General features: G+C 63.6%; 15 protein-coding genes. 12 read left to right on the top strand and 3 right to left on the bottom strand.

Annotation, left to right across the window (positions count from 1 at the left end):
• Positions 1 to 80 precede the first annotated feature (80 nt).
• The gene (locus P3R82_RS12290) at positions 81 to 2,666 is read left to right on the top strand and encodes an HWE histidine kinase domain-containing protein (RefSeq protein ID WP_283194037.1); all 2,586 of its coding nucleotides are present in this window, start codon (positions 81 to 83) and stop codon (positions 2,664 to 2,666) included.
• Here the strand turns inward: P3R82_RS12290 and P3R82_RS12285 are convergent.
• Entirely contained in the window at positions 2,661 to 3,317 is a 657-nt protein-coding gene (locus tag P3R82_RS12285) for a TetR family transcriptional regulator C-terminal domain-containing protein (protein ID WP_183900552.1), read from the bottom strand. The genes P3R82_RS12290 and P3R82_RS12285 overlap by 6 nt on opposite strands.
• 302 nt (positions 3,318 to 3,619) lie before the next feature.
• Between P3R82_RS12285 and P3R82_RS12280 the strand changes: the two genes are divergently transcribed.
• From P3R82_RS12280 to P3R82_RS12265, 4 genes are read left to right on the top strand one after another with little or no spacing between them, the layout of a single operon-like run.
• Positions 3,620 to 4,873, top strand: a complete 1,254-nt coding sequence (locus P3R82_RS12280) for a Zn-dependent hydrolase (protein WP_283194036.1) — start codon at positions 3,620 to 3,622, stop codon at positions 4,871 to 4,873.
• Entirely contained in the window at positions 4,873 to 5,445 is a 573-nt protein-coding gene (locus P3R82_RS12275) for an endonuclease domain-containing protein (protein ID WP_283194035.1), read from the top strand. The genes P3R82_RS12280 and P3R82_RS12275 overlap by 1 nt, the downstream gene beginning before the upstream one ends.
• Before the next feature lie 18 nt (positions 5,446 to 5,463).
• The gene (gene hydA / locus P3R82_RS12270; protein WP_283194034.1) at positions 5,464 to 6,918 is read left to right on the top strand and encodes a dihydropyrimidinase; all 1,455 of its coding nucleotides are present in this window, start codon (positions 5,464 to 5,466) and stop codon (positions 6,916 to 6,918) included.
• Positions 6,919 to 6,921: 3 nt separating this feature from the next.
• Positions 6,922 to 7,302, top strand: a complete 381-nt coding sequence (locus P3R82_RS12265; protein ID WP_283194033.1) for a hypothetical protein — start codon at positions 6,922 to 6,924, stop codon at positions 7,300 to 7,302.
• Between the two features lie 2 nt (positions 7,303 to 7,304).
• Here P3R82_RS12265 and P3R82_RS12260 read toward each other — a convergent pair whose 3' ends face one another.
• The gene (locus P3R82_RS12260; protein ID WP_283194032.1) at positions 7,305 to 7,718 is read right to left on the bottom strand and encodes a cupin domain-containing protein; all 414 of its coding nucleotides are present in this window, start codon (positions 7,716 to 7,718) and stop codon (positions 7,305 to 7,307) included.
• Positions 7,719 to 7,813: 95 nt separating this feature from the next.
• Between P3R82_RS12260 and P3R82_RS12255 the strand changes: the two genes are divergently transcribed.
• The 7 genes from P3R82_RS12255 to P3R82_RS12225 all read left to right on the top strand — a co-directional run bounded on the left by P3R82_RS12255 (position 7,814) and on the right by P3R82_RS12225 (position 17,611).
• Positions 7,814 to 8,602, top strand: coding sequence for an ABC transporter ATP-binding protein (locus P3R82_RS12255; RefSeq protein ID WP_283194031.1), 789 nt, complete (start codon positions 7,814 to 7,816; stop codon positions 8,600 to 8,602).
• 206 nt (positions 8,603 to 8,808) lie between these two features.
• Positions 8,809 to 9,693 (top strand): ABC transporter permease, encoded by an 885-nt coding sequence (locus P3R82_RS12250; RefSeq protein WP_283194030.1) that lies wholly within the window; start codon positions 8,809 to 8,811, stop codon positions 9,691 to 9,693.
• Entirely contained in the window at positions 9,684 to 10,811 is a 1,128-nt protein-coding gene (locus tag P3R82_RS12245) for an ABC transporter permease (RefSeq protein WP_283196326.1), read from the top strand. The genes P3R82_RS12250 and P3R82_RS12245 overlap by 10 nt, the downstream gene beginning before the upstream one ends.
• Positions 10,812 to 10,865: 54 nt before the next feature.
• Entirely contained in the window at positions 10,866 to 11,837 is a 972-nt protein-coding gene (locus P3R82_RS12240) for an ABC transporter substrate-binding protein (protein ID WP_283194029.1), read from the top strand.
• A 415-nt stretch (positions 11,838 to 12,252) separates the two neighbouring features.
• Complete coding sequence (locus P3R82_RS12235) at positions 12,253 to 13,446, top strand: efflux RND transporter periplasmic adaptor subunit (protein ID WP_283194028.1); 1,194 nt, start codon at positions 12,253 to 12,255, stop codon at positions 13,444 to 13,446.
• A 13-nt stretch (positions 13,447 to 13,459) separates the two neighbouring features.
• A complete protein-coding gene (locus P3R82_RS12230) occupies positions 13,460 to 16,756 on the top strand; it encodes an efflux RND transporter permease subunit (RefSeq protein WP_283194027.1) in 3,297 nt (1,098 codons plus the stop codon).
• Positions 16,757 to 16,900: 144 nt separating this feature from the next.
• Positions 16,901 to 17,611: a Crp/Fnr family transcriptional regulator gene (locus tag P3R82_RS12225; protein WP_283194026.1), complete on the top strand. Its 711-nt coding sequence runs from the start codon at positions 16,901 to 16,903 to the stop codon at positions 17,609 to 17,611.
• Here P3R82_RS12225 and ureG read toward each other — a convergent pair.
• On the bottom strand, positions 17,589 to 18,200 hold the full coding sequence (gene ureG / locus P3R82_RS12220; RefSeq protein ID WP_047514508.1) for an urease accessory protein UreG: 612 nt from the start codon (positions 18,198 to 18,200) through the stop codon (positions 17,589 to 17,591). The two genes, P3R82_RS12225 and ureG, sit on opposite strands and share 23 nt — an antisense overlap.
• Positions 18,201 to 18,243: the final 43 nt, after the last annotated feature.

The following is an 18,243-nucleotide window of genomic DNA, read 5'->3' as shown; positions in this document are numbered from 1 at the left end:
GATTGCCATGCAGCGGCAGACGTCCTTCCAGTTCGCCTGATGGCCGACGTCAACCCGTATGATCGGGAGCATGGTCCGTCGTGAGCGAGAATTCGAGCGAGAATTTCGGCCAGGTCGACCTCACCAATTGCGACCGCGAACCCATCCACCGCCTGGGCGCCATCCAGCCTTTCGGCTTCCTGCTTGTCGTCTCCTCGGATTGGATGGTGGCACGCGCCTCCGCCAACCTCGAGCAGTTCGTCGGCATCGCCTGCGATGAGATCATCGGCCAGCCTGTCTCGCGCGTGATCAGCGGCAAGACCATGCACACGCTGCGCAACCGGCTGAGCATCATGCGCGGCCCCGACGTGGTCGAGCGCCTGTTCGGCATCGAGCTTTCCGAAGGCGGCCCGCTTTTCGATATCGCCATCCACATGAGCGACGATCAGGTGGTGATCGAGGCAGAGCCCTCGCAGGAAGGCGCGCAGGGCGGCTCGCCGGTGTCGATCCGCAGCATGATGGGCCGTCTCGACCAGGCCGAGACGCTGGAGGCCTTCTTCCGCGAAGGCGCCCGCCAGGCCCGCGCGCTCACCGGCTTCGACCGCGTCATGGTCTATCGCTTCGATGAAAGCGGCGCCGGCGAAGTGGTGGCGGAAGCCGCCCGTGCCGGCATCGGCTCCTTCCTCGGCCTGCATTACCCGGCCTCCGACATTCCCGTACAGGCGCGCGCGCTCTACACCCGCAATCTCTTCCGCATCATCGCCGACATCGACGCCGTCAACGTGCCGCTGGTGCCCGAAATCGATGCGCATGGACGCTCGCTCGATCTCTCCATGTCGATCCTGCGCTCGGTCTCGCCCATCCACATCGAGTATCTGAAGAACATGGGCGTCGGCGCCTCGCTGTCGATCTCGATCGTCGTCGACGGCAAGCTCTGGGGCCTGTTTGCCTGCCATCACTATTCCGCCCGCCTGCCCTCCTTTGAGCGGCGCACGACATCGGAGCTGTTCGGCCAGATGTTCGCCTCAAGATTGGAGAGCCGCGAGCGGCGGCTTGCGCTCGAGTTCGAAACCAAGGCTCGCCAGATCGCCGACCGGCTGCTGACCTCGGTCGCCGACAATGCCAGCCTGCTCGACGACCCCTCCTGGCTGATCGACGCGCTGGCCGACGCGATCCCAGCCGATGGCATCGGCGTCTGGATCAACGGCCGCTCGGCGCTGAACGGCATCACCCCGTCGCAGGCCGAATTCGGCGAGCTCGTCCGCGTCCTCAACCGCAACTCGGCCGGCCGCGTGTTTTCGACCGACAGCATCGCAGAGACTTGGCCGGGGACGATATCAGGCGACATCGTGGCCGGGCTGATCGCCATTCCGATCTCGCGCTCGCCGCGTGACTACGTGGTCCTGTTCCGCCAGGAGATCGTGCGCTCCGTGCGCTGGGCGGGCGATCCGCACAAACCCGTGGAATACGGCCCGAACGGCCCGCGCCTGACGCCGCGCAAGAGCTTCGAGACCTGGTCCGAGCTGGTGCGCCAGCACTCGCAGCCCTTCTCCGCCGCCGAACGCCGCGTCGCCGAAACCATTCGCGTCACGCTGATCGAGGTCGTGCTGCGGCTGACGGATGAAGCGAACGCGGTGCGCCAGCAGGCCAACGAACGGCAGGAACTGCTGATCGCCGAGCTGAACCACCGTGTGCGCAACATATTGAGCCTGATCAGCGGCCTGATCCGCCAGTCACGCGGCACGACCGACAGCACCGACGAGTTCATCGGCCATCTCGAGGGCCGTGTGCAGGCGCTGTCGCGCGCGCACGACCAGATCACCCGCGACCACTGGGCGCCGGCACCGCTGCGCGCGCTGCTGCAGGCCGAAGCCGCCGCCTATCTCGGCCCGAATGCCGCGCGCATCATCATGAACGGGCCGGAAGTGCTGCTGGCGCCACAGGCCTTTTCCATCTCCGCTCTGGTGTTCCACGAACTGGTGACCAACAGCGCCAAATACGGCAGCCTCTGCGACAGCGGCACCGTCGGGGTCGATTGGCACAAGGACGACAGCGGCAATCTCGTCATCCACTGGCGCGAGAGCGACGGCCCGCCCGTCAGGCAGCCGACCCGCCAGGGCTTCGGCACGACGATCATCCGCCGCTCGATCCCTTATGAACTCGGCGGCAAGGCCGATGTGCGCTATGAGCCTGAAGGCCTAGAGGCGCATTTCCTGATCCCCGAGAAGTTCGTGACCTTCGCCGAAGGCGCGGTGTCGCTGCTGCCGGAACAATCGCTGCAATCGGCCAAGGCCATTCTGGAGACGATCAAGGACCGGCCGCTCGACGGGCTCGACATCCTGCTCGTCGAGGACAACCTCATCATTGCGATGGATGGAGAGGACATCTTCCTGCAACTCGGCGCACATAGCGTGTCGCTTGCGCCGAATGTCTCGAACGCCCTGGCCGTCATTGACAGCCGCAAATTCGACCTGGCCGTTCTGGATGTCCATCTCGGCGAGGAAACGAGCATCGCCGTGGCCGAAAGGCTGGCGGCCAAGGGAGTGCCGCTGATCCTGGCGACGGGCTATGGCGAGGGAGTATCGCAGGCCTATGGCGCCCTCGGCGCCAATCTGCTGCAGAAGCCCTACACGATCGAAAGCGTCGCCGGCGCCCTGTCGCGCATCACGCTGATCGCAAAGTCATGACACGGGCTGTTTCGCCCGCACGCTGAGACCATCGACGAAGAGCTGCTCGAGAAACCGCGCCGCGTCCTCGAACCGTCCCTCGCCGGAGTGTCCCTGCCCGAGCACGGCGCGCACCTGCACGTCGAAGTCGGCGTAATGCTGCGTCGTCGACCAGATCGAGAAGATCAGGTGGTAGGGATCGCACTTGACGATCTTGCCGGCCTTGGCCCAGGCGCGGATGACACGGGCCTTTTCGTCGACCAGTTCCTTCAGCGGCCCTTTCAATTCGTCCTCGATATGCGGCGCGCCCTGCAGCACCTCATTTGCGAACAGGCGGCTCTCGCGGGGAAAATCCCGCGCCATCTCCAGCTTGCGGCGGATATAGCCGCGGATCTCGCTCTCGGGATTCCCCTCCGCGTTGAAGGCGCGCAACGGCTCGAGCCACGTGAACAGGACGCGGTCGATCAGCGCCCGGTGCATCGCTTCCTTGGTGCGGAAATAATAGAGCAGATTGGGCTTCGACATGCCCGCCACTTCGGCGATCTGGTCGATCGTCGAGCCACGGAAACCGCTGACCGAAAACACATCGAGCGCCGCTTCCAGGATCTGTTCCTCTTTCTCTTCCTGGATGCGGGTGCGCCGCTGTGTCCTCGCAGCTCTCGGTATCGCCATGTCGTTATTTTTTCTCGTTCAAATTCAACTATTTCAGTCAAGTTTAACTGACTGCGATCCGCTGCCGAAAAACCGGGCATCTGCCCTGAATTTTGTCGGTAATTTTCCTGATTTTCGCCTTGAGCCCGACGCCGGAAGTTGTAATGTTTACCAGTCGGTCAAATTATCCGTCAGAAGCAAATCAAAGGCAACTGACGATTTTCAGACGCTAACAAAACAACAACGGCGCTGAAACTGACCACGGGAACAAGCGGACATGCTGAATAGCATGCGCCGCATAAAAACTGGTGAGGAATACGGATATGGTGGCAGCACCAGGCGAGAACATGCGCGTCAACGGGGACCGTCTCTGGGACAGTCTCATGGACATGGCGAAGATCGGCCCGGGGATTGCGGGCGGCAACAACCGCCAGACGCTGACCGACGCCGATGCCGAGGGCCGCAGCCTCTTCAAGACATGGTGCGACGCCGCTGGCATGACCATGGGCGTCGACAGGATGGGCACGATGTTCGCGACCCGCCCCGGCACCGATCCCGACGCGCTCCCCGTCTATGTCGGCTCGCATCTGGATACACAGCCGACCGGCGGCAAGTATGACGGCGTGCTCGGTGTGCTCGCCGCGCTCGAGGTCGTGCGCACGATGAACGAGATGGGCATCAAGACGAAGCACCCCATCGTCGTCACCAACTGGGCGAACGAGGAAGGCGCCCGCTTCGCCCCCGCCATGCTCGCCTCCGGCGTCTTCTCCGGCGTCCACGACATCGACTACGCCTATTCCCGCAAGGACCCCGAGGGCAAGACCTATGGCGACGAGCTGAAGCGCATCGGCTGGCTCGGCGACGAAGCGGTCGGTGCCCGCAAGATGCACGCCTATTTCGAATATCACATCGAGCAGGGACCGATCCTCGAAGCCGAAAACAAGCAGATTGGCGTCGTCACCCACTGCCAGGGCCTATGGTGGCTGGAATTCACGCTGACCGGCCGCGAGGCCCACACCGGCTCCACCCCGATGAACCTGCGCGTCAATGCAGGCCTTGCCATGTCGCGCATCATGGAAATGGTGCAGGGCGTGGCGATGGGCGAACAGCCGGGCGCCGTCGGCGGCGTCGGCCAGGTCTTCTTCTCGCCGAACTCCCGCAACGTGCTTCCCGGCAAGGTGGTCTTCACCGTCGACATCCGCACCCCCGACCAGGCCAAGCTCGACCGCATGCGCGCCAAGATCGAGGCCGATGCCGTGAAAATCTGCGAAACGCTTGGCGTCGGCTGCTCTGTCGAGGCCGTCGGCCATTTCGACCCAGTCACCTTCGATCCCAAGCTGGTGGACGCCGTCCGCAACGCCGCTGACCGTCTCGGCTACAGCCACATGAACATCATCTCCGGCGCCGGCCACGACGCCTGCTGGGCCGCCAAGGTGGCGCCATCAACCATGGTCATGTGCCCCTGCGTCGGCGGTCTCAGCCACAACGAGGCCGAGGAGATCTCCAAGGAATGGGCCACAGCCGGCGCGGACGTTCTGTTCCACGCGGTGGTGGAGACGGCGGAGATTGTGGCGTGATGTCAAACCTCGCGCCCGGAGCCCCCTCATCCGACCCTTCGGGCCACCTTCTCCCCGCTGGGGAGAAGGGAAGTGAGGCGACTGCGGCGTGTTCCCCCTTCTCCCCTCGGGGAGAAGGTGCCCGAAGGGCGGATGAGGGGGCTCCGGGCGCGACGAAAATTATCCGACCGGATATCCGCAAACACCGCCCGGCCAAAACAACACAAGCGCGGCAGCTTCGCCAAAATGAAACCGAGGAGGAGTACCACCTCTGGAGCGACCTACGCGCCCGCCGGCTGGATGGCTACAAGTTCGCAAGGCAAGTTCCGCTCGGCCCGTTTATCGTCGATTTCCTCTGCCGCGAAGCCCGGCTGGTCGTTGAAATCGATGGCTTCCAGCATGCCGAAAGCGCTGCCGATCAAAGCCGAACCGTGTGGCTCAATAACAATGGCTACTCCGTCCTGCGCTTCTGGAATCACGAAATCTCGCGCGAAAGACGCTCGGTTCTCGAAACCATCCTGGCCGCGTTGCAGGGCCGGATTGAATTCAACGCCGAACGACCGAGCTTCTATTCGCCTGCTGAAAAACGATAAAAACAGGGAACCCGACCAATGAGCACAGTCATCAAGAACGGCACCATCGTTACCGCCGACCTGACCTACAAGGCGGACGTGAAGGTCGATGGCGGCAGGATCGTCGAGATCGGACCCAACCTCTCTGGAACCGAAACGCTTGACGCCACCGGCTGCTACATCATGCCCGGCGGCATCGATCCGCACACTCATCTCGAAATGCCCTTCATGGGCACCTATTCCTCCGACGATTTCGACAGCGGCACGCGCGCGGCCCTTGCCGGCGGCACCACGATGGTGGTCGACTTCGCCCTTCCCGCCCCCGGCCAGTCGCTGCTCGAAGCGCTTACCATGTGGGACAACAAGTCCACCCGCGCCAATTGCGACTATTCCTTCCACATGGCGATCACCTGGTGGAGCGAGCAGGTCTTCAACGAGATGAAGACGATCGTTCAGGACAAGGGCATCAACACCTTCAAGCACTTCATGGCCTACAAGGGCTCGCTGATGGTGAACGACGACGAGATGTTCGCTTCCTTCCAGCGCTGCGCCGAGCTTGGCGCGCTGCCGTTGGTCCACGCCGAAAACGGCGACGTCGTCGCCTCCATGTCGGCGAAGCTGCTCGCCGAAGGCAACAACGGCCCCGAGGCCCACGCCTATTCCCGCCCGGCCGAAGTCGAGGGCGAGGCCACCAACCGCGCCATCATGATCGCCGATATGGCCGGCTGCCCGGTCTATATCGTCCACACCTCCTGCGAACAGGCCCACGAGGCCATCCGCCGCGCCCGCCAGAAGGGCATCCGCGCCTATGGCGAGCCGCTGATCCAGCACCTGACGCTCGACGAGACCGAATATTTCGACAAGGACTGGGACCACGCCGCCCGCCGCGTCATGTCGCCCCCCTTCCGCAACAAGCAGCACCAGGACAGTCTCTGGGCCGGCCTCGCCTCCGGCTCGCTGCAGGTCGTCGCCACCGATCACTGCGCCTTCACCACCGACCAGAAGCGTTACGGCGTCGGTGATTTCACCAAGATCCCGAACGGTACCGGCGGCCTGCAGGACCGCATGCCGATGCTCTGGACCTACGGCGTCAACACCGGCCGCCTGACGATGAACGAATTCGTCGCCGTCACCTCGACGAACATCGCCAAGATCCTCAACATCTACCCCCGCAAGGGCGCCATCCTCGTCGGCGCCGATGCCGACCTCGTGGTCTGGGACCCGAAGCGCTCCAAGACGATTTCGGCCAAGACCCAGCAATCCGCGATCGATTACAACGTCTTCGAGGGCAAGCAGGTCACCGGCCTGCCGCGCTACACGCTGAGCCGCGGCGTTGTCGTCGTCGAGGAAGAGACGATGAAGACCCGCGAGGGCCACGGCGAGTTCGTCAAGCGCGAACCGGTCACCGCCGTTTCGAAGGCGCTCTCGACCTGGAAGGAAATCACCGCGCCGCGCAAGGTCGAGCGCGCGGGTATTCCGGCGAGCGGGGTGTGATCGATGGCGCGCGGCAGGCTGTCTCTGACAATCGTTTCACTGGCCGCGCTGACCTCCGCGGCAAGCGCCGGCACCTTGCCGATCAAGGGCAGCTACGGCAACAAGGACGGATGCGCCTATGCCAAGTCTGGCGAATCCACCGGGTCGGAAAATTTCTTCCTGCTGACATCGGAAGCCATCACCACGGCGGCCTCCGCCTGCACCATCGAGAAAGTGCTGAAGACCGAGGGCAAGAACTTCACCGCCAAGGTTTCCTGCGAGGCCGAAGGCGAAGAAGCGGCAAGCGAGGACACGGCAAAGATCACCTATGGCCCGAAGGGCTATACGATCGGCTTCACGTCGGATGCCGGCATAAAGTGGGGACCGCTGCCACTATGCAAGTGACATCACACCGGCACGTTCCCATCCAGCTCCGGCAACAGCACGACGCTCTCCTGCTCGTTGGGATCGGTGCGCGCGATGATCGCCGTGCAGGGCGTGCTGCTGAGATTGGCCGGCAGGTGCGGCACGCCGGCGGGGATGTAGAACAGCTCACCGGCATGCACGACGACATGGTGCTCAAGATGGTCGCCGTACCAGGTGTGCGCCTCGCCCGACAGCATGTAGATCGCCGTCTCGTGCGCCTCGTGCAGATGCGCCTTGGCGCGCACGCCGGGCGGGATGGTGAGAAGATGCATGCAGATGCCCTTGGCGCCGACCGTCTCGGCGGCAATGCCCTGGAAATAGCTCAGCCCCTGCTTTCCGTCGTAGGAATGGTCGGGGCGCACGATATGGCAGGTCGGTTTTGATGTCGCATCCATCGTCGTCTTCCTCAAATCTTGCCGGCGCGGCAAAGGCCGCCGCCGATGATATCACGCAAACCGCCGCCGCGCGGGGAAAACAGGATCGATCCGCATTGACGCAAGCAGCCTCCGTCGTATCCGCAAAAAACCTCTGCCTGACCTACCAGGCCAATGACGCGCCGGTGCACGCGCTGAGCAACGTCGACCTCGATGTCCGCAAGGGTGACTTCGTCTCCTTCATCGGCCCATCCGGCTGCGGCAAGACCACCTTCCTGCGGGTCATCGCCGATCTCGAGAAGAAGACCTCGGGCGACATATCGGTCAACGGCATGACGCCGGAAGAGGCCCGCAAGGCCCGTGCCTACGGCTATGTCTTCCAGGCGCCGGCGCTTTACCCCTGGCGCACGATCGACAAGAACATCGCGCTGCCGCTCGAGATCATGAACTACCCGGCCGATGAGCGACAGAAGCGCATCGCCGAGGCGCTCGATCTCGTCGGCCTGACCGGCTTCGAGAAGAAGTTCCCCTGGCAACTGTCCGGCGGCATGCAGCAGCGCGCCTCGATCGCCCGCGCGCTGGCCTTCGACGCCGATCTGCTTCTGATGGACGAGCCCTTCGGCGCGCTGGACGAGATCGTCCGCGACCATTTGAACGAGGAACTGCTGAAGCTCTGGGCGCGCACCAACAAGACCATCTGCTTCGTCACCCACTCGATCCCCGAGGCGGTCTATCTCTCGACCAAGATCGTCGTCATGTCCCCCCGCCCCGGCCGCGTCACCGACATCATCGACTCGCCACTCCCCCGCGAACGGCCGCTCGACATCCGCGAGACCCCGGAGTTCCTCGAAATCGCCCACCGCGTGCGGGATGGGCTGAGAGCGGGGCATAGCTATGAGCATTGAAGGTCGGCGTTCTGTGGCCGCCCCCTCTGTCCTGCCGGACATCTCCCCCACAAGGGGGGAGATCGACCCGCGGAGAGGTCTTCGCCAAGCTATGAGATAGGAGCGAGCGGGCTAGCCCAGCCAATCTCCCCACCTGTGGGGGAGATGTCCGGCAGGACAGAGGGGGGTAATCCACGGCAAACCCTCGCCAATGCGAGGCACACCGCATGACACCCGACACCCTCAAGGACAAGATCATCCCCGTCACCACCATCCTGGCTGCGCTCGTCGCCATCTGGTACGTGGCGGCGATCCTGATGAACGCCCCGTTCCAGCGCGACATGGACACCCGCGCCGGCCAGTCTCCAACGACGATGGAGTTTATCGGCAAGACGTTGTCGCAGCCCAAGCCCCTCCTCCCCGCGCCGCATCAGGTCGCCCGCAACGTCTTCGACAACACTTTCCTGCGCAAGCTCTCCAGCAACCGCAGCCTCGTCTATCACTCGGGCGTCACCCTCTCCTCCACCGTGCTCGGCTTCACGCTCGGCACGCTGCTAGGCATCCTGATCGCCGTCGGCATCGTTCACATCAAGGCGCTCGACCGCAGCCTGATGCCGTGGATCATCACCTCGCAGACCATCCCGATCCTGGCGATCGCGCCGATGGTGATCGTCGTGTTGGGTGCCATCAACATCACCGGCCTGATCCCCAAGGCGCTGATCTCGACCTATCTCTCCTTCTTCCCGGTCACTGTCGGCATGGTGAAGGGTCTGCGCTCGCCAGACGTCATGCTGCTCGACCTGATGCGCACCTATAATGCATCACCCGCCCAGACCTTCTGGAAACTGCGCGTGCCGGCCTCCGTGCCCTATCTCTTCACCTCGATGAAGGTGGCGATCGCCGCCAGCCTCGTCGGCGCCATCGTCGGCGAGTTGCCGACAGGTGCGGTCGCCGGCATCGGTTCCAAGCTGCTCGCCGGCTCCTATTACAGCCAGACCATCGACATCTGGGCGGCGCTGATCGCCGGTTCGCTGCTGGCTGCACTGCTCATCATGATCGTCAGCATCGCCGCGAAAATCGTCGACAAGGCCATGGGTGGGAGATCAGCATGAAGAGCGCGTCCTGGCAGGCGATCGTCGCCCTCCTCCTCACCGTCGCCGCCGCGGCAACCCTGCCGCTGTTCCCGGCCGCCTCGGGTCGAGTGCCATCGTCAGGCATGACGGCGATCCTCTTCATTCTGATCGCCGCCTCGGCACTCATCTCCCTGCTGCCGCAATCGAAGACCAGCCGCGCGACGGTGCTCTTTATCGGCGCCCATGGCGGCGCCTGGCTGCTGCTGTCGAGCCTTGCGGGCAATGAAGGCTTCGCCGCGAAACCCTTCTTCCTCCTGATGGCGGCCTGCTGGCTGCTCGCCTGGCGCACCGTCAGCGAGATCGTCGAGATCAAGACAAGCTCGCGCGCCGACGATACCGCGCTGCGGCTCCTGGTGCCCGCCATCTTCGGCGCCTGGATCCTGATCCTGTGGGAAACCGCCACGCGCGGCGCCGGCATTCCCTTCGTGCTCCTGCCCCCGCCGAGCGCCATTGCCGCCCGCATCGTCGGATCGCTGCCGATCCTTCGCGACGACGTCAGGCAGACGATCTTCAAGGCCGTGCTCGCCGGATATGTCATCGGCTGCGGCGCCGGCTTCGCCGTCGCCATTCTCGCCGACCGCGTCGCCTTCCTGCGCCGTGGCCTGCTGCCGATCGGCAATATGGTCTCGGCGCTGCCGATGATCGGCGTCGCCCCGATCATGGTCATGTGGTTCGGCTTCGACTGGCAGTCCAAGGCCGCCGTCGTCGTCATCATGACCTTCTTCCCCATGCTGGTGAACACCGTCGCCGGCCTTGCCGCATCCGGTCCGATGGAGCGCGACCTGATGCAAACCTATGCCTCCAGCTACTGGCAGACGCTTCTGAAGCTCCGTCTTCCGGCGGCAATGCCTTTCATTTTCAATGCATTGAAGATCAACTCGACGCTGGCGCTGATCGGTGCCATCGTCGCGGAGTTCTTCGGTACGCCGATCGTCGGCATGGGCTTTCGCATCTCCACCGAGATCGGGCGCATGAATGTCGACATGGTCTGGGCCGAAATCGCCGTCGCGGCGCTGGCAGGCTCGATCTTCTATGGCGTCGTCGCCCTCGCTGAGCGGGCGGTGACGTTCTGGCATCCGTCTATCCGTGGTGGCTAGGCGTCGCGCGTGTCCGCGAATGGGCTCGGGCATAACAATAGAGGGAACAAGAAAATGAAAAAACTGGTTCTTGCAATGATGGCGAGCGCGATGGCGATGGCGGCAGGCCACGCGATGGCCGCCGACAAGGTGACGCTTCAGCTGAAATGGGTGACCCAGTCGCAGTTCGCCGGCTACTACGTCGCCAAGGAAAAGGGCTACTACGAGGAAGAAGGCCTCGACGTCGACATCAAGCCTGGTGGTCCCGATATCGCGCCCGAGCAGGTGATTGCCGGCGGCGGCGCCGACGTGATCGTCGACTGGATGGGCGGCGCTCTGGTCGCCCGCGAAAAGGGCGTTCCGCTCGTCAACATCGCCCAGCCTTTCCAGAAGTCGGGCATGGAGCTGATCTGCCGCAAGGACGGCCCGGTCAAGACCGAAGCCGATTTCAAGGGCCGCACGCTCGGCGTCTGGTTCTTCGGCAACGAGTATCCGTTCTTCGCCTGGATGAACAAGATCGGCCTGAAGACCGATGGCGGTCCGGATGGCGTCACGGTGCTGAAGCAGAGCTTCGACGTCCAGCCGCTCCTGCAGAAGCAGGCCGACTGCATCTCCGTCATGACCTATAATGAATACTGGCAGGCGATCGATGCCGGCTTCAAGCCCGAGGAACTGACCGTCTTCAACTACACCGCCATGGGCAACGACCTGCTCGAGGACGGCCTCTACGCCAACGAGGAGAAGCTGAAGGACCCGGCCTTCAAGGAAAAGATGGCCAAGTTCGTCAGGGCTTCGATGAAGGGTTGGAAGTATGCCGTCGAAAACCCCGACGATGCGGCGGGGATCGTCGTCGACGCCGGCGGCCAGGACGAAAACCACCAGAAGCGCATGATGAGCGAAGTGGCCAAGCTGATCGGCGACGGATCGGGCAAGCTCGACACCACGCTCTACGACCGCACCGCCAAGGCGCTGCTGGACCAGAAGATCATCAGCAAGCAGCCCTCGGGCGCCTGGACGCAGGACATCACCGACGCGGCCGCCAAGTAGGACGCGGCGCGCAGGTCGTATCACGCGAACAGGGAACGCGCGGGCTGGCACCGCGCGTTCCTTGTTTGATCATAAAAATTTCGCGGCGATGTCGCATCGGACCCGCCTCGCACGTCATAGGAAAGACGGAATTACGGATCACCAAACCGAATGCCGACATCACCGGATGGTGATTGATCTCGGCCGTCGAGATTACTATTGTGCGCCGCGAGGAATTATTTTCCACCGGGCTTGTGCGTGGGGCAAAACGATACCACCTACAAGTCGGATTCGCCGGACGAGGGTTATCTTACGGTAGTAAGAGATGGCGATGATGTGGGAATATTTCTGAGCTTACATATACGGGAAAAGGCCTTCGCGAGCTGCAGACATGGCGCGAGTTTGGCCAACCTCTTCAAGGACTGGACCAAGACGCATGGTACGCATGACGCCTAAAACTCTACGCGCATCCACCCTGATCGTGGCTGCCTTTGCCGCATCGGCCGCCTTTGCGCAGGAAAACCAGCCCCCGAAGGCTCAGCAGAACCTGCCCGTGATCGTCGTCACGACCGCTACCACGCGCGCGCTGGTCGATCGCGTCATCGGCACCGGCACGATCCGCCCCGTGGAGGAAGTCTATATCCAGCCGCAGGTCGAGGGTCTCTCCATCCGTTCCCTCAATGTCGATATCGGCGACAAGGTCGAGGCCAACAGTACGCTGGCGACGCTGAACGAGGATGCGCTGGCGCTGCAGAAGGCGCAGATGATGGCGACCAAGGCCAAGGGTGAAGCGAGCCTCGCGCAGCTTCGCGCCCAGCTCGTGGAAGCCAAGGCGACGGCCGAGCAGGCCCGCCTGCAGCAGGCACGGTCGGCCGAGATGGGCAAGAAGGGCACCGTGTCCACCGCCCAGGTCGAGCAGGCCGATGCCGCCGCCGCCACCGCCAACGCCCGCGTCAGCTCCGCCCAGCAGGCGATCGAAGTCGCCGTCGCCGATCTCAAGGTCGTCGACAGCCAGATCGCCGACGCCGATCTGAAGCTGGCGCGCACGGACGTCAAGACGCCGGTGTCAGGCGTGATCTCGGCCAAGAACGCCCGCATCGGCGCCATCGCCGCTGGAACCGGCGAGCCGATGTTCACCGTCATCAAGGACAATGCGATCGAACTGGTCGCCGAATTGTCGGAAACCGATATCCAGAAGATCAAGGTCGGCCAGCGCGCCAACGTGACGTTGTCGGGCAGCCGCACGACGATCGAAGGCAAGGTCAGGATCGTCTCCCCGACGGTCGACCAGTCCACCCGCCTCGGCCTCGTGCATATCTTCATCACCGATGAGAGTGCTGCTCGCTCCGGCATGTATGCCAGCGCCGACATCATCGTCGCCGAAAAGAGCGACATTGCCCTGCCGCTGTCGGCGGTCACCACGGGCCGCGACGGCTCCACCGCCCGAAAGGTCGAGGACGGCGTGGTCAAGCAGGTGAAGGTGACAACAGGCATTCAGGATGGCGGCTTCGTCGAGATCTCGGAAGGCCTGAAGGACGGCGACACCGTCGTCGCCAAGGCCGGCGCCTTCGTTCGCGACGGCGACAAGATCACACCTGTCACCGAAGCCGTATCGGCGCAATCGAACTGACCGAGGCCACTCCATGAATTTCTCCGCATGGTCGATCCGAAATCCGATTGCGCCGCTGCTCGCCTTCGCGCTGCTGCTGTTCGTGGGCATCCAGGCCTTCTACAAGCTGCCGATCACCCGCTTCCCGAATATCGACGTTCCTGTTGTCTCGATCAGCGTCGCGCAGAGCGGCGCCTCGCCGGCCGAGCTCGAAATGCAGGTGACGAAGGAAGTCGAGGACGCGGTCGCCTCGATCAGCGGCATCGATGAAATTCAGTCGACCGTCACCGATGGCCTGTCGCAGACGGTCGTCGTCTTCCGCATCGAGAAGCCGACCGCCGAAGCCGTTCAGGACACCAAGGACGCGATCGACAAGATCCGCAGCGATCTTCCCGCCGGCATCGAGGTGCCTGTGGTCAGCAAGGTCGATGTCGAGGGACAGGCGATCCAGACATTCGCCGTCTCCTCTCCCAACATGACGCTCGAGGAGCTGTCCTGGTTCGTCGACGACACCATCAAGCGGGCGCTGCAGGGCCAGCCCGGCATCGGCCGTATCGACCGCTACGGCGGTGCCGACCGCGAAGTGCGCGTATCGCTCGATCCGGGCAAGCTCGATGCCTACGGCATCACCGCCGCCGACGTGAACCAGCAGCTGCGCGGCACCAACGTCAACCTCGGCTCCGGCCGCGGCCAGGTCGCCGGCAACGAGCAGACCATCCGTACGCTTGGGGACACGCGCGACGTCTCGCAGCTCAACACCACCACCATCAGCCTGCCCAACGGCCGCTTCGTGAAGCTCTCCGAGCTCGGCACGATCGACGACACCTTCGAGGAACAGAAGTCCTTCTCGCGCTTCAACGGCACGCCGTCGGTCACCTTCTCGGTGTTCCGCGCCAAGGGCGCCAGCGAAGTCTCGGTCGCCGAAACCGTGTCCGAAAGCCTGACGGAGATCCGCAAGGCCAATCCGAACGTCAAGATCGAGATGGTGGACGACAGCGTCTACTTCACCTACGGCAACTACGAGGCGGCGCTGAGCACGCTGGTGGAAGGCTCGATCCTCGCCGTCATCGTCGTCTTCCTGTTCCTGCGCAACTGGCGCGCGACGCTGATCGCCGCCGTCGCCCTGCCGCTGTCGGCCATCCCGACCTTCTGGATCATGGATCTGATGGGGTTCTCGCTGAACCTCGTGAGCTTCCTGGCGCTGACGCTGGCCACGGGCATTCTCGTCGACGACGCCATCGTCGAGATCGAGAACATCGCCCGCCACATCAAGATGGGCAAGACGCCATACAGGGCCTCCCTGGAAGCCGCCGACGAAATCGGTCTCGCCGTTATCGCCACCAGCTTCACGATCATCGCCGTCTTCGTGCCGGTGTCGTTCATGCCCGGCATCGCCGGCCAGTATTTCATCCAGTTCGGCCTGACGGTCGCCTTCTCGGTGTTCTTCTCGCTCGTCGTGGCGCGTCTCATCACGCCGCTGATGGCCGCCTATCTGATGCGCGCCGAAGACGGCATGGAAGATCATCAGGACAATGACGGTTGGATCATGCGCGGCTATACCCGCCTGGTCACCGGCACGACGCGCAAGTGGTACTGGCGCTATACGACGCTGCTGGCCGCCATCGTCTTCCTGGTCGGCTCGGTGGTGCTGTTGAGCCGCGTGCCCGGCAGCTTCATGCCGCCGGACGATTCCTCGCGCGTCGTCCTGTCGGTGGAACTGCCGCCGAACGCGACGCTGGAGGATACGGCCGCCGCATCGACCAAGGTCTACGACGCCGTGCGTGGCATCGACGGCGTGGAAAGCGTCTTCGTTCTCGGCGGCGCCTCCCCCAAGGGCGATCTCGAACTACGCCGCGCCACCGTGCGCATCATCCTCGGCAATATCGATCACTCGCTGCTGAAGACCCTGGTCAACAAGGGTCTCGGCGGGCTGCCCGTCATCGGCGGCCTCATGCCGAAGATCGACGATCGTGGCCGCACGCGTCCGCAATGGGATGTCGAGAAGGACATCTTCGCGGCCGTCCGCGACATCCCCGACGTGCGCATCTCCAAGGTAAACGACCGCGCCGAGCGCGACCTCACCTTCAACTTCCTCTCCACCAACGAGGCAGATCTGAACGAGGCCGTCAGCCTGCTGGAATCGAAGCTGCGCGCTTCGCCGATCCTGGCCAACGTCTCCTCCGAAGGTGCCCTGCCCCGCCCGGAACTGCAGATCCGCCCGCGCATGGCCGAAGCCTCCCGCCTCGGCATCACCCCGCAGCAGATCTCCGAGACGGTCCGCGTCGCCACCATCGGCGATATCGACGCCAACCTCGCCAAGATCTCGCTCGACGACCGGCAGATCCCGATCCGCGTGCAGGCCTCGCTCGATGTCCGCCGCGATCTGGCCGCCATCCGCGCCATCAAGATCAAGACGGCGAGCGGCGCCAGCGTTCCGCTCTACAGCGTCGCCGATGTCGACTATTCGGAAGGCCCGAGCTCGATCAAGCGCAACGACCGCAACCGCGTCGTCGCCATCGGCTCCGACGTGCCGTTCGGCACGGCACTGGATACGTCCACCGCCGAGTTCAAGCGTATCGTCGCGCAAACCGAATTGCCGAAGAGCGTGAAGCTGGCCGAAAGCGGCGACGCCAAGGTTCAGGGCGAGATGGTCCAGAGTTTCGGCAACGCCATGCTGATGGGCCTGTTGCTGGTTCTGGTGGTACTCATCCTGCTCTTCAAGGATGTGATCCAGCCCTTCACTATCCTGTTCTCGCTGCCGCTCGCCATCGGCGGCGTGGCGGTGGCGCTGATCGTCACCCAGAACGCGCTCTCCATGCCGGTTCTGATCGGCATCCTGATGCTGATGGGTATCGTCACCAAGAACGCCATCCTGCTCGTCGATTTCGCGATCGAGATGAAGCGGCATGGCATGGAACGTGTCGAAGCCATGGTGGAGGCCGGCCGCAAGCGCGCCCGCCCGATCATCATGACCTCGATCGCCATGTCGGCGGGCATGCTTCCCTCGGCGCTCGGCGTCGGCGAAGGCGGCTCGTTCCGCGCGCCGATGGCGATCGCCGTGATCGGCGGTATCATCGTCTCGACGGTGCTCTCGCTCGTCGTCGTCCCCTCCTTCTTCCTGATCATGGACGACCTCTCCCGCCTGCTCGGCTGGCTCTTCGGCCGCCTGGTCGGCAAGAAGGACGAGGAGCAGCTGCCGCTCTCGCCCGAGGAGCTCACGACCGCCGTCACCAACCTCGACGGCCGTGTCACCGCGATCGAGAAGCCCGACGACAGGAAGGGCAAATCCGGCGGCAACGTCGTCCGCCTACCGCCCTTCGCGGCGGAGTAACCGGATCATACGGAAAAGCCGGGGTTCGCCCCGGCTTTTCCGTTTCTTGCTCGCACTTGATACAGATCAACTTTCCCCATGGTCATTCCGGCTATTTTACGCCTATGGCAGGCGCGGCCTGCGACCGACGAAGTGGAGAAAGAGATGACGACGGGCTTGAAGCCGAGCAATGTCCACAAGGCCATGCTTGGTGAGACCATTCTTTTTTCCGGCCTCAACCGGGATGAACGCAACGCGCTTCTCGCCTGCGCGACCATCGTGCGCTACCAGATGCACGACATGCTGTTTCATCAGGGCGAACGGGGCGAGTATTTCTATTGCGTGCTGACGGGCTTCGCCCGGCTTTATCGCCTCGGCGACGACAACCAGGAAGGCGATATCCGCATCTGCGAGCCCGGCGACAGCTTCGCCGAATGCCTCGTCACAGACGGCGGCGATTATCGCTACGCCGCCCAGGCCATGGAACACTCGATCTTCGCCCGCTTCAATCTCGAACAGGTCCGCGCGCTGCTCGACCATCGGCCGCATATCGGCATGGCGATCATGCGCAGCCTCTCGCGGCACCTGCTATCGACCATCGATTGCCTGGCGAGCGACCGCATGCAGACCGCGCCGCAGCGCGTCGCGACCTACCTTCTCACGCATTGCAAACAGGAAGGCTTGGCGGCGAAGATGCGGCTCCCCTTCCAGAAGAGCCTTTTGGCGCGAAAGCTCGGGCTGGCGCCCGAAGCACTCTCCCGCGCCTTCTCGTCGCTGCGCGCCGCCGGCGTTACCGTCAGCGGCCGCTCGATCGAGATCAGCAATCTCAACGTCCTGAAGACGATCCCGGCGATTACAAGCCGCCATGCACCTTGAGGAAGTCGACGATCGCGCCGATGCCGTCGCCGCGCTTCATGTCCGAGAACACGAAGGGGCGCGTGTCGCGCATGCGCGTCGCGTCCCGGTCCATCACGTCGAGATCGGCGCCGACATAAGGCGCGAGGTCCTTCTTGTTGATGACGAGAAGGTCCGACTTGGTGATGCCAGGCCCGCCCTTGCGCGGGATTTCCTCGCCCTGGCAGACCGAGATCACGTAGATGGTGATATCCGCCAGATCAGGCGAAAAGGTCGCCGCGAGATTGTCGCCGCCCGATTCGATGAAGACCACGTCGAGATCGGGAATGCGCTCGTTGAGGCCGGCAATGGCCTGCAGGTTGATCGTGGCGTCCTCGCGAATGGCGGTGTGCGGGCAGCCGCCCGTTTCCACGCCGACGATGCGCTCCGATGGCAGCGCCTGCATGCGCATCAGCGCTTCGGCATCCTCGGTCGTGTAGATGTCGTTGGTGACGACGGCGACCGAATATTGGTCGCGCATCGCCTTGCAGAGTTTTTCCGTCAGCGCTGTCTTCCCCGAGCCGACCGGTCCACCGATGCCGACCCGCAGGGGTCCGTTTCCTGATTTCATATCGTGCACTCCAATCGAGAATAATCATAGCGCGTCAACCGCA

Origin of the sequence: Rhizobium sp. AN80A (genome assembly GCF_030053015.1) — a bacterium.
Taxonomy (GTDB): Bacteria; Pseudomonadota; Alphaproteobacteria; order Rhizobiales; family Rhizobiaceae; genus Rhizobium; species Rhizobium metallidurans.
The sequence above is the reverse complement of the archived record's forward strand: the minus strand, read 5'-3'. Positions and strand labels throughout refer to the sequence as shown.